This is a genomic window from Deinococcus aquaedulcis (assembly GCF_019693445.1).
Classification (GTDB): domain Bacteria; phylum Deinococcota; class Deinococci; order Deinococcales; family Deinococcaceae; genus Deinococcus; species Deinococcus aquaedulcis.
Window position 1 is genome coordinate 89051 of sequence record NZ_JAHRBL010000003.1, and the last position, 12136, is coordinate 101186.

11 protein-coding genes are annotated in these 12136 nt (G+C 70.8%); 7 read left to right on the forward strand and 4 right to left on the reverse strand.

What is annotated here, in order from left to right:
- The first annotated feature begins 101 nt into the window (after positions 1–101).
- Positions 102–1112, forward strand: a complete 1011-nt coding sequence (locus KMW22_RS05315; RefSeq protein ID WP_221089001.1) for a phosphotransferase — start codon at positions 102–104, stop codon at positions 1110–1112.
- A gap of 221 nt (positions 1113–1333) precedes the next feature.
- Here the strand turns inward: KMW22_RS05315 and KMW22_RS05320 are convergent, their stop codons facing one another.
- From KMW22_RS05320 to KMW22_RS05330, 3 genes are all read right to left on the reverse strand, one after another.
- Positions 1334–1849, reverse strand: coding sequence for a hypothetical protein (locus KMW22_RS05320; RefSeq protein ID WP_221089002.1), 516 nt, complete (start codon positions 1847–1849; stop codon positions 1334–1336).
- 7 nt (positions 1850–1856) lie between these two features.
- Positions 1857–2504 carry a response regulator gene (locus KMW22_RS05325; protein WP_221089003.1) on the reverse strand — a complete coding sequence of 216 codons (648 nt, stop codon included), beginning with the start codon at positions 2502–2504 and terminating at the stop codon, positions 1857–1859.
- A gap of 280 nt (positions 2505–2784) precedes the next feature.
- Entirely contained in the window at positions 2785–4302 is a 1518-nt protein-coding gene (locus KMW22_RS05330) for a sensor histidine kinase (protein WP_221089004.1), read from the reverse strand.
- 156 nt (positions 4303–4458) lie between these two features.
- Between KMW22_RS05330 and KMW22_RS19710 the strand changes: the two genes are divergently transcribed.
- From KMW22_RS19710 to KMW22_RS05360, 6 genes are all read left to right on the forward strand, one after another.
- Positions 4459–4539, forward strand: coding sequence for a potassium-transporting ATPase subunit F (locus tag KMW22_RS19710; RefSeq protein ID WP_221089240.1), 81 nt, complete (start codon positions 4459–4461; stop codon positions 4537–4539).
- Between the two features lie 4 nt (positions 4540–4543).
- The gene (gene kdpA, locus KMW22_RS05340; protein WP_221089005.1) at positions 4544–6238 is read left to right on the forward strand and encodes a potassium-transporting ATPase subunit KdpA; all 1695 of its coding nucleotides are present in this window, start codon (positions 4544–4546) and stop codon (positions 6236–6238) included.
- On the forward strand, positions 6235–8298 hold the full coding sequence (gene kdpB / locus KMW22_RS05345) for a potassium-transporting ATPase subunit KdpB (RefSeq protein WP_221089006.1): 2064 nt from the start codon (positions 6235–6237) through the stop codon (positions 8296–8298). The genes kdpA and kdpB overlap by 4 nt, the downstream gene beginning before the upstream one ends.
- Before the next feature lie 97 nt (positions 8299–8395).
- Positions 8396–9037, forward strand: coding sequence for a potassium-transporting ATPase subunit KdpC (gene kdpC, locus KMW22_RS05350; RefSeq protein ID WP_221089007.1), 642 nt, complete (start codon positions 8396–8398; stop codon positions 9035–9037).
- A gap of 19 nt (positions 9038–9056) precedes the next feature.
- A complete protein-coding gene (locus KMW22_RS05355) occupies positions 9057–10157 on the forward strand; it encodes a universal stress protein (RefSeq protein WP_328774603.1) in 1101 nt (366 codons plus the stop codon).
- Between the two features lie 77 nt (positions 10158–10234).
- Positions 10235–11173 (forward strand): phosphotransferase, encoded by a 939-nt coding sequence (locus KMW22_RS05360; RefSeq protein ID WP_221089008.1) that lies wholly within the window; start codon positions 10235–10237, stop codon positions 11171–11173.
- Here the strand turns inward: KMW22_RS05360 and KMW22_RS05365 are convergent.
- Positions 11170–11889: an HAD family hydrolase gene (locus KMW22_RS05365; RefSeq protein WP_221089009.1), complete on the reverse strand. Its 720-nt coding sequence runs from the start codon at positions 11887–11889 to the stop codon at positions 11170–11172. The genes KMW22_RS05360 and KMW22_RS05365 overlap by 4 nt on opposite strands.
- Positions 11890–12136 lie beyond the last annotated feature (247 nt).

Below are 12136 nucleotides of genomic sequence, written 5' to 3' on the forward strand. Positions count from 1 at the left end.
GACCCTCTCCCCTCGTGGGACTCGAAGAGCGGCGCTGCAGAGAGGGCCTCGCGCAGCGAGGGGTGAGGGGGTGCTTTGGTCAACCGCTCTAGACTGCCCCGGTGAGCGCCGACCCCCATCTGGACCACGCGGCCCTGCGGGCCCTGGTGGGGTCGGCCTTTGGGCTGGCGGTGGAGGAATTGACGTTTCTGCCAGAGGGCACCTCGCACGCCTACCGGGCCCAGGGGCCAGAGGGGCGCTTTTTCCTGAAGGTGCAACCCGATTCCCCCTACGGCGCGCGGGCCACCGCACGGGCCCGGCGGGAAGCGCCGCTGCTGCAGGCGCTGCGGGAAGAGGGTCTGACGCACGTGCCCAGGCCGCTGCCCACCCGGGCCGGCGGCTGGTCAGCAGCCCTGGGCGGCTTTCAGGTGTTCGCTTACGACTGGATAGACGCGGTGAATCTGGGCCAGGACTGGACAGCGGCCCTGCCAGAACTCGCCCCGCTGCTGGGGCGGGTGCACGGCTGCGCGGCGCGGATTGGGGCGCAGGGGCTGGCCCTCCCCGTGCCCCCCGAGGACTTCGCCCTGCCCTTCGACGCGCTGCTGACCGGGGCCCTGCACACCCTGGCCCACCTGCCAGCGGACGCGCGCCCGGCCCTGGTCCGGCTGGCCGGGCTGCTGGGGCCCCATCTGCCCCTGATTCAGGCCCTGCTGACCCAGGCGCGCGAGGCAGCGCGGCAGGCCCGGCAAGACCCGCCGCCCTTCGTGCCCTGCCACACCGACGCCCACGGCGGCAACGTGATGCGCGCCCGGGACAGCGCCCTGTGGCTGATTGACTGGGAAACCGCCCGGCTGGCCCCACCGGAACATGACCTGTGGATGCTGGGCCGCCACCTCCCGGCGCTGCTGCCTGCCTATGCCGGGGGCCGGGGCCAGCCGTACGAGCCCCGATCGCACCTGCTGCGGTTCTACGTGCTGCGCCGTTCCCTGGAAGATCTGGCCGAGGACCTGCGCTGGCTGCTGCACGAGCGCCCCACCCCCCAGACCGAGGCTCATTCACTGGACCTCATCGAGCGCTTTATGCTGCCCGCCCTGCTGAGCGCCGAGGCAGACGTGGCCGCGCTGGAGGGGTAAGGCAGACAGAAGCCCGCACCAACAGCAGGGCTCTGGGCAGCAAGGCAACGCCTAGGGGGTCAAACCCCAGCCCCCCTGAGCCCCGATAGTGGTCCGCTACGCCCTGCCCGTCAAACTGGCCGCCTGCGCCTCATGCCTCTCTCGGTCAGTCTGGTGACGAGCACGACTCTTCGCCGCATTGCTACAGGCAAAGGGCCCGACGTGCTGCAAGGTGGACACGTTCAATTGACGGTGATCACCGTGGGGGTCCGGTCCACCACCGTGATGGCTGGGCCGAGCGCCTGTTCGCGGCTGCCGTACCAGGATTTTCCAAAGCCCAACACGGTATAGGTACCAGGCCTAGCAAACACCAGATTGGTGCTGAAGGAGAAGGACTTGCTTTCGCCCCTGTTGTTCTTGTCTGACCAGAATGTTGACCGGGCTGCACCGGGCGACAGAGCGACGGTGGTGGGCAGGGCCTGTTGGGCCAGACACGCTCTGGCCACAGCGTCGCTGTATGCCACCGCCCCCTCAAAGACGCAGACGCCCAACTCCAGGTCGTACGAAAGAGACGTGAAGTTGGCACCGGAATCCATCAGAACATCGGCGCCGACGGCGGCGTTCACGGGTATTCCGACAGAAGCCGGAGCGCCCACCGCCGTGGTCATCTTCACGATATAGGGCAGGATGTCGGAGTGGGAATTCGTCAGCTGGCACGAAGTCAGCAGAAGGGCGCAGAGGATCAGGCGAGGCGTCATGCTGCCCCTACAGTAGCCCCTGGCGCAGCGCCTGCACGGCTGCCTGGGTGCGGTCGGCGGCGCGCAGTTTCAGCAGCACCTCCTGCACATGGAGCTTGACGGTGCTCACGCTGATGCCCAGGGCCTGGGCAATGTCCTTGTTGCCCAGGCCGTCGGCGATCAGGCGCAGCACCTCGGTTTCGCGGGTGGTCAGGGGCGAGGCGGCGTTCGGAGCGCGGATACCGCCCAGGACATGGTGGGCCACCTGCGGGTCCAGGTAGGCGCTGCCCGCCGCCGCCGCGCGGATGGCCAGCAGCAGCAGGTCGGGGTCGGCACTTTTCAGGCAGTAGGCCTGCGCCCCGGAGGCCAGGGCCGCCAGCACCTCGCCGCGCAGATCGTGGGCGGTGAGCATCACGAGGCGCACGCTGGGCCAGCGCGCGGCCATCTCGGCGGCGGTCTGAATGCCGTCCATGCCCGGCAGGCCAATATCCAGCACCGCCACGTCCACCGGCTGGGCACTGCCCTGGGTGCGCGCCAGCACCTCCAGGCCCTCCTCGCCGCTGCGCGCTTCGGCCACCACGCGCAGGTCGTGTTCCAGGTTGATGGCCGCGCGCAGGCCGTCGCGGGTAAAGGCGTGGTCCTCGACAAGGAGAATCCGGGTGGGGTCGGCGCTCATAGGGCCGCCGGGACCAGCGTTGGCCTGCACGGTGCCAGTTGGGCGAGGCGGTCAGAAGAGGGGCGCCGCCAAGGGGCCGGCACGCCAGACAGCAGGCGGGTCATACAGATTCCGTTCATTTCCGTAACATCCAGAAAAGAGCTGGATGTTCCCCGCCTTCGGCGCTGTTCCAGCCCAATTCCCGGAAATCCGTATTGTTTCCTTCTCTGCTGCGCAGCTCTGCGAGTCCCTCCGGTCGGAAAAATTCCATAACACGTTACGGAATTTTTCGGAATCCGTATCACAGGTCCTCCAGGGGCAGGGTCAGGGTAAAAACGCTCTGGGCGCGGGCGGTGCGGGTGTAGGTGACGTGGCCGCCGTGGGCCTCGGCAATGCGGCGGGTGAGGTACAGGCCCAGCCCGGTGCCGCCCCCCGCGCCGCCCGCCCGGAAGCGCTGAAACAGCGTGGCTTCGCGCCCGGCGGGGACCCCGGGGCCGTCGTCCATCACGCTCAGGGCCGCTTCCTCGCCGTCGCGGCGCAGCTTGACCTGCACGGTGCTGCCCGGCGGGGCAAAGCGCACGGCGTTGTCCAGCAGGTTCTGCACCGCCCGGCGCAGGTCATGGGGCTGGCCGCGCACCCGCACGCCTTCTAAGGTGGTTTCCAGGGTCACGCCGCGCGCCTGCGCCCGGGGCTGCACCTGCTCGGCCACCCCCAGCACCACGTCGCGCAGGGCCACGCTGCGCGGCTCGTCGGCGTTGCCGCTTTCGTACTTAGCCACCAGCAGCAGCTGATCGGCCAGGGCCAGCAGCGCCGCGTTGGCTTCCAGGCCGTTGTGCAGGGTCGCGCGGTAGTCTTCCGGCAGCGGGCCGTAGGCGCCTTTCAGGGCCGCGCGCATGTTCACGGCGTTGGCCATCAGGGGCGTGCGCAGGTCGTGGGAAAAAGCGTAGATCAGGTCCTGCAGCACCTCGCCGCGCGCCTGCAGCTGCGCCTGGCGGTCCTGCAGGTCGTCCAGCAGGGCGGTGCGGTCCAGCAGCGGCTGCAGGGTCTGCACCGCCTCGGCCAGCACGTCCGGGGGGGCACTAGCGCCCGTCACGATCAGCAGCAGGTCCTGCTCATGGGGGCGGGTCAGGCGCGAGAGCAGCGTATGGGCGCCGTCCACCCCCCAGACCAGGGCGCTGCCGGGAGGCCGGGCCAGAAACTCCAGCGGCAGTCGGCTGCCCAGCCGCCCTGACCCCGGGCCCGGCACCAGGGCGTGGGGCGGGCGCAGCACGGCGCGGTCCACCCGGCCCAGTTCCACGCTCTGGGCGCCGGTTAACTCGCGCAGGGCCTGGGCGGCGCGGGCCACGAACGCCTCCTGGCCGTAGGGCCCACTGACCGCCTCGACCAGCCGCCGCAGGGCGCGCTCGCGCTCCAGGCGCCGCCCCTCTTCTTCCAGGCGTGCGGCGCGCAGCGAGGCTTCGCGGGCGCGCAGGGTCAGGCCGCCCACCAGCAGCGCCGCCAGAATGCTCACCACGCGGTTGCCCAGGTCCTCGGGGCTCAGGCCGTCGCGCAGGGCGTTCACCGCAGCGGCCAGCAGGTTGCCGCCCACCGCCACTGCCAGCAGGTGCAGCGTGGCCGCCCGCGACCCCCCCAGCGCCGAGAGGGCCACAGGCGCGCACAGCAGCGTGCCCACCACCAGCGATGACGGCGTGAGGGTATCGGCCAGGGTAATCAGCGCGATCAGGACAAGGCTCAGCCAGGAGCGTTTGCTCCAGGCAGGCGGCGGGGCGCCCAGGGCGGAATCGGGCAGGCTGGGCTTGGACAGGGCGGGGTCGGTCATGGCGGTGGTGGGCGTGCAGGTGCGGGCCCCGCGTGGGCGCGCAGGCCAGCCTCCACCCTACCGCCGTTCCCACCCCCCAGTGACTGGCCATCTGGCCAGTGGGGGCGCCATCTGGCGGCTGGGCGCCCGCCGGGTGGGGGGCGCACCCTGCAGGGCATGGACGCTTTCCTTCTGTTGCTGGTGCTGCTGCTGGGCGCCTACCTGCTGTACGCCCTGGTGCGGGCCGAGAGGTTCTGACACCGTGGACATTCTGCTGACCTACGGCCTGGCCGTTGCGCTGGCACTGCCCCTGGGCCTGCTGATCGCCCGGGTGTACGACAGCCCGGCCTCGCCCCTCAGCCGGGGCCTGCTGCGGCTGTGCGGCGTGAACGCGGCGCGCGGCATGACGTGGCGGGGCTACGCGGCGGCGCTGCTGGGCACCAACCTGCTGGTGGGGCTGGCCGCGCTGGCGGTTTACCTGGGGCAGGGCGGCCTGCCGCTGAACCCCGACGCCATTGCCAGCATGCGCTGGGACACGGCCGTGCACACCATGGCCTCGTTTATCACCAACACCAACCAGCAGCACTACAGCGGGCAAAGTAGCCTGTCGTACCTGTCGCAGCTGCTGGGCATCACGGCGCTGCAGCTGTTCACGCCGGCCGTGGGCATGGCCGCCCTGTTTGCCGTTCTGCGCGGCCTGCGCGGTGAGACGAACGTGGGCAACTATTACCTGGATGTGACCCGCGCCGCCGGGCTGCTGGCCGCCCCCGCCTTCGTGCTGGCGCTGCTGCTGACATGGCAGGGCGTGCCCAGCACCTTTGCGGGCGCCAGAACCGCCACGCTGCTGGAGCCGCACACCGTTCAGGGTCAGACCGTGACCACCCAGACCATTCCGGTGGGGCCGGTGGCGGGCATGGTGGCCATCAAGCAGCTGGGCACCAACGGCGGGGGCTGGTACGGCCCCAACAGCGCCGTGCCGCTGGAAAACCCCACCCCGCTGTCGAACCTGCTGCAACTGGTGAGCATCATTCTCTTTCCGGTGGCGCTGGTGGTGGCGACCGGGCGCTTTCTGCGCCGCCCCCGCTTTGGCCTGATGGTCATAGCGGTCATGAGCGTGCTCTCGGCGGCGCTGACCCTGGGCGCGGTGCTGGCTGAACGCGCGCCGAACGCGGCGCTCGCTGGCCTGGCTGCCGCTGGGCCCAACCTGGAAGGCAAGGAGGTGCGCTTTGGCGCCGACGCCTCGGCCCTGTGGGGCGCGCTGACCACCCAGACGAGCAACGGCTCGGTGAACAGCATGCTGGATTCCTTTACGCCGCTGGGCGGACTGGTGCCGCAGCTGGGCATGTTCCTGAACGATGTCTACGGCGGCATTGGCGTGGGCATGATCAACATGCTGGTGTTCGTGCTGCTCACCGTGTTCGTGGCCGGGCTGATGGTGGGCCGCACCCCGGAACTGTTTGGCCGCAAGATTGAGGCGCGCGAAATCAAGATCGCCTCCCTGATTCTGCTGCTGCAGCCGCTGCTGGTGCTGGGCCTCACGGCCGCCGCGCTGGCCAACCCGGCCGTGACCGCCAACTCCAACCCCGGCTTTCACGGGCTATCGCAGGTGCTCTACGAGTACAACTCGGCGTTTGCCAACAACGGCAGCGGCTTTGAGGGGCTGGGCGACAACACCCCGTGGTGGAACCTGACCTGCGCCGCCGCGCTGCTGCTGGCCCGCTTTCTGCCCATCGTGGGGCCGCTGGCGATTGCCGGACTGCTGGCCGCCAAAAAGGCCGCCCCCGAAAGCAGCGGCACCCTGCGGGTGGACACCCCGGTCTTCGCCGGCATGCTGCTGAGCGTGATGGTGCTGCTGCAACTGCTGAACTTTGCCCCGGCCCTGGTGCTGGGCCCGGTGGCCGAACACCTCAGCCAGGGCCAGAGCACCCAGAGCGCCGCCAAGGACGTGACGAAATGACCGCCGCTCCCCAACCCCAGCCCGGCACCCCCCCCACCGCCAGGACGTCCATCTTCGCTCCTGACCTCGTGCGCGCCGCGCTGGTGGCGGCCGTGACCAAGCTCAGCCCGCGCCCCATGGCGAAAAACCCGGTGATGTTCGTGGTGTTCGTGGGCGCCGCCGTGACCCTGGTGCTCACGGTGCAGAGCATGGTCGCCGGGCGTCCCTGGGGCTACGAAGCCGCCGTGACGCTGCTGCTGCTGTTCACCGTGATCTTTGCCAATTTTGCCGAGGGACTGGCCGAGGCGCGCGGCAAGGCCCAGGCCAATGGCCTGCGCTCGGCGCGAGAGGACACCCCGGCGCGGCGCGTGGTGGACGGGCGCGAGGAAGTGGTGCCCAGCACCCGCCTGAGCCGGGGCGACGTGGTGGTGGTGAGCGCAGGCGAGATGATTCCCGCCGACGGCGAGGTGATTGAGGGCCTGGCCAGCGTGGACGAGAGCGCCATTACCGGCGAAAGCGCCCCCGTGATCCGCGAGGCGGGCACCGACCACAGCGGCGTGACCGGGGGCACCCGGGTGCTCTCGGACCGCATCGTGGTGCAGGTGACCAGCCAGCCCGGCGAGAGCTTTCTGGACCGCATGATCGCGCTGGTGGAAGGCGCCAGCCGCCAGAAGACCCCCAACGAACTGGCCCTGAGCATTCTGCTGGCCGCCCTGACCCTGGTGTTCCTGATCGTGGTGGCGACCCTGCTGCCCATGTCGCGCTTTGCGGGCGCCGAGGTGAACGTGGTGACGCTGGTGGCGCTGCTGGTGTGCCTGATTCCCACCACCATCGGCGGCCTGCTGCCGGCCATCGGGATTGCGGGCATGGACCGCGCCCTGCAGGCCAACGTGATTGCCAAGAGCGGCAAGGCCGTGGAGGTGGCGGGCGATGTGGACATCCTGCTGCTGGACAAGACCGGCACCATCACCATTGGGGACCGGCAGGCCACCCGCTTTGCCCCGCTGCCCGGCATCAGCGCCGAGCAGCTGGCGCGCGCCGCCGCCGTGGCCTCGCTGGCCGACCCCACCCCCGAAGGCAAGAGCATCGTGGCCCTGGCCCGGCAGCAGGGCGTGTACGCCGAAGAACCCACGAACGCCCAGTGGATTGAGTTCACCGCCCAGACCCGCATGAGCGGCGTGGACTATGCCAGCAGCGCGGGGCCGGTGAGCATTCGCAAGGGGGCCTCGGACCGCATGGCGCGGCTGGCAGCCGAGCGCGGCGCCCGCGTGCCCGCCGAACTCTCGCCGCTGGTGGACGAGGTGGCGCGCGGCGGCAGCACCCCGCTGGTGGTGATTGAAAACGAGCGCCTGCTGGGCGTGGTGGCGCTCTCCGACATCGTGAAGCCCGGCATGCGCGAGCGCTTTGAGCAGTTGCGGCGCATGGGCCTGAAAACGGTGATGATCACGGGCGACAACCCCCTGACCGCCGAGGCCATTGCCCGCGAGGCCGGCGTGGACAGCTTTCTGGCCGAAGCCACCCCCGAAGACAAGCTGGCGATGATCCGTGAGGAGCAGGGCCAGGGCAAGCTGGTGGCCATGATGGGCGACGGCACCAACGACGCCCCGGCGCTGGCCCAGGCCGATGTGGGGCTGGCGATGCAAAGCGGCACCCAGGCGGCCAAGGAAGCGGCCAACATGATTGACCTGGACTCGAACCCCACCAAGCTGATTGAGGTGGTGGAAATCGGGAAAGGTCTGCTGATGACCCGGGGCGCCCTGACCACCTTTTCCATTGCCAACGATGTGGCCAAGTACTTTGCCATTCTTCCCGCGCTGTTTGCCGCGCAACTGCCCGCCCTGGCCCCGCTGAACGTGATGGGCCTGCGCAGCCCCGAAAGCGCCATTCTGTCGGCCGTCATCTTCAACGCCCTGGTGATTCCGGCCCTGATTCCGGTGGCCCTGAAAGGGGTGCGCTACACCCCCGGCAGCGCCGACGCCCTGCTGGCCCGCAACCTGCTGGTGTACGGTCTGGGCGGCGTCCTGGTGCCGTTCGTGGGCATCAAGCTGATTGACCTGCTACTGGGGGCGCTGGGGGTGTGAGTGGGCGCTGAACCACGACGTGCGGCCCCGCCCTGCCGCTCCCCCTCGCCTGCCTCCTCTTCCCTGCCGCCTCTCGCTGACCTGTTCGGAGTTTGCCATGACCACACTGCCGCCAGCCGCTGCCTCTGCCCCCGACCACTCACCCCAACCCGGCTTTTTCTCGTGGCTGCGGTTCTCGCTGCTGTGGCTGGTGCTGGGGGGCGCCGCGTACCCCCTGCTGACCACCGTGACGGCCGGCGCGCTCTTTCCCTGGCAGGCGCAGGGCTCGCTGCTGCAGCAGGATGGGCGCGTGATGGGCTCGGCGCGGGTGGGGCAGCCGTTCAGCGGCGAGCAGTACTTTGTGGGCCGCCCCAGTGCGGCGGGGCGCGGCTACGACCCGGTGAACGCCTCGGGCAGCAATCTGGCGGTCAGCAACCCGGCGCTGCGCGGGCGGGTGCAGGCCGATGCCCAGGCCATCGCCGCGCGTGAGGGCGTCTCTGTCAGTCAGATTCCTGCCGATCTGGTCACGGCCAGCGGCAGCGGCCTGGACCCGCATATCTCGCCCGCCGGGGCCGAGCTGCAGGTGGCCCGGGTGGCGCGCGTGCGCGGCCTGGACGAAGCCCAGGTGCGCGCCCTGGTGGCCCGGTTCACCGAGCGCGGCCCGCTGGGACTGGGCCAGAGCGGGGTCAACGTGCTGCAGCTGAATCTCGCCCTGGACCAGCTGGCCCTTCAGCGCGCCCAGCCTGGGCAGGCCCCCTGACCCCCACCCGGCCGCGCCCGTGACCGACGCTCCCGACCCCATCCGGCTGCCCCCGCGCCGCCCCGCCCCGGAGACGGCGCGGGGGCGGCATAAGGTGTACGTGGGCATGGCCGCCGGGGTGGGCAAGACCACCCGCGCCCTGCACGAACTGCGCGAGCGCCTGCAGGGCGGCGAGGACGCCCTGATCGGCGTGCTGGAAACCCACGGCCGGGCCGACACCATCCGCGCGGCGCAGGGCCTGCCGCTGTTTGGGCGCCTGGAGCTGCGCCGGGGCGAGGTGACCCTGGGCGAACTGGACGTGGACGGCCTGCTGCGCCGCCGCCCCGAAACGGTGCTGGTAGACGAGCTGGCCCACACCAACGCCCCCGGCAGCGCGCGTGAAAAACGCTGGCAGGATGTCGAGGCGCTGCTGGCGGCAGGGATTAACGTGCTGTCCACGGTGAATGTGCAGCACCTGGAATCGCTGAACGACACCGTGGCCCGCCTGACCGGCGTGCGGGTGCGCGAGCGCCTGCCCGATCAGGTGCTGCGCGACGCCAACGAGCTGGTGCTCATTGACCTGCCCCCCGACGACCTGCGCGCCCGCCTGCGCGCGGGCAAGGTGTATGGCCCGGAGAAAATCGAGCAGGCGCTGAGCCACTTCTTTACCGTGCCCAACCTCACGGCCCTGCGCGAGATCGCGCTGCGGCAGGTGGCCAACGCGGTGGAAATGGAAGCCCCGGCCGGCGAACCCGGCGTGCAGGAGCGGGTGGTGGTGGCGGTCTCGGCGGCCCCCACCGCCGCGCGCCTGATTCGCCGGGGCGGGCAGCTGGCCGAGCGTCTGCGCGGCGAACTGCATGTGGTCACGGTGCGCCCGGCGCGTCTCAGCCCCGAACAGGGGCGGCTACTGGACACCTTCCGGGCCGTCACGGCGGCGCTGGGCGGCCACTTTGAGGTGCTTGACCCTCAGGGCAGCGTGGCGCAGACACTGGTGCGCTACGTGCAGGGCTGCCACGCCACGCAGGTGGTGCTGGGCGAAAGCCGCCGCTCGCGCTGGGAAGAGTGGTGGCGCGGCGACATCATCAAGACCGTGCTGCGCGACACCCGCAAGGTGGACGTGTACGTGATCACGCGGGAGTAGCCAGGGGGGTCGGACCTCGGCGTGCCTGCGCCGACTGGCGGATGCCGGATGCCCTGCGCGCTGCCTACACTCGGCAGATGAGCCTGCTGAATCCCTGGGGGCTGCCCGACGACGCCGGGTACGACACTTTCAGCGCCCTGCACGCCCAGGCGCTGGCGCCGTGGCAGCTGGCCCTGGAAGACATCCGGGCGCGGCACGGCCTGCCCGGCGGCCCCTTCACCCGCTTTGTCCTGGGCAAGAACGCGGTCTTCGGGTGCGGCGAGGTGGTGGTCAAGCTGGTGCCGCCCATCTGGGCCGGGGACGCGGCGCGCGAGGCAGCGGCGCTGCGGGCTGTGCAGGGCCGCCTGCCCCTGCCCACGCCCGAGCTGCTGGCGACGGGGCGGCTGGGGCGCTGGGCCTATCTGGTCACGGCCCGGCTGCCTGGGCGCCCACTGGCCGAGGTCTGGCGCGACCTGGACGTGCCTGGCCAGACGCGGCTGGCCGGGCAACAGGCCGAGCTGCTCCTCGCCGTGCAGGCGCTGCCCCCCCCGCCGAAACTGCACTTCGACTGGCCGGGGTTGCTGTTGCGGCAGGGCCTGGAGCTCCACGCCGCCCTGCAGGCCCCCCCGGCGCTGGCCCAGGCCGCCGAGGCCTTTCTGCAGGACGTGAGCTGGAATGGCCCCGGGTTTGGCCGCGCGCCCGTCTTTCAGCACGGTGACCTGAACTTTCTGAACCTGCTGGTCGAGGAACGCGGGGGCCAGATCACGCTGAGCGCCCTGATGGACTGGAGTGACGCCCGAAGTGGCCCCGCCGCGCACGACCTGATCTCACCAGCCGTCAACCAGTTCCGGCGCTGGCCGCAGGCCCGCCGCGCGTGGGCCGGGGTGCTGGCCCCCACGCCCGAGGACCGGCGGGAAGCCACCGCACGGGCCCTGCTCTACTACCCCGACGACTGGAACGCCATTCTGGCCGATCTGGGGGCGGCGCAGGCCACCTCCTGGGAGGACGTGGGGGACATGCTGTTCGGCACAACTTAAGCCAAAGCCGTGTTCAGGCCCAGCAGGGCGGGCAATCCGGCCAGGGTCTGCACCTGCGGCACCGCCGGGTTGGGCGCCGGGTGCCCCGGGCGGTTCACCCACACCGCGCGCAGCCCGGCGGCCAGGGCCCCGGCCACATCGTTCGCCCAGGAATCCCCCACCATCACCGCCTGCGCCGGGGCCACCCCCAGCGCGGCGCAGGCGGCGTGGTAGGCGCGCGGGTCTGGTTTGGGGGCTGGCATATCCTCCACACACAGCAGGGCGTCCACCAGCCGGTGCAGGTCAACATGGGCCAGTTTCTCGGCCTGCACGTCTCGCACGTAGTTGGTCAGGACAGCCACCTTCAGCCCGGCCGCCCGCAACGCGCGCAGCAGGTCGGCAGCGCCCTCCAGCGGAGCCCACGCCTGCCGGTAGGCGGCGCGGTAGAGCCGGGTGGCCGCCTCACCGTCTGGCGCCGGCACGCCTAAGTCGCCCAGCAGCCGGGAAAAGCGCAGCACGCGGGCGCCGTGGGCATCTACCTCGCCCCGGAACAGCAGCGGATCAATGGCGCGGATGTGGGCGGCGTGGCGGGTAAACAGCTCCTGGGGCGTACAGGTCAGCCCGTGGGCGGCGGCCAGCGCCTGCAAACCCGCCCGGGTACACGCGGTGTCGTCGAACAGGGTGTCGTCCAGATCCAGAATCACGGCCTGGGGGGCGGGAGGGCGCAGGGCAGACACGCACGCAGTCTAGGCGGGGCAATGGGTGACCTGAAGGGCAGGGCGCTGCCAGCAGAACCCAGAGCAACCCTGGAGATCTACCTTCAGAGGCTCCAGGACGAACGAAGGACGTGTCTGTCCACAACAGCCGCGTGGGCGGCATGAAGGAGTGAGCCCCGGGGTGGAGCGGGCAGCCGCACCGCCGGCGATCCTTCCCAGCCCCGGTCACCCGCCCTCCTGCCGGCCTTTTTCTCGCCCCTATACTTCA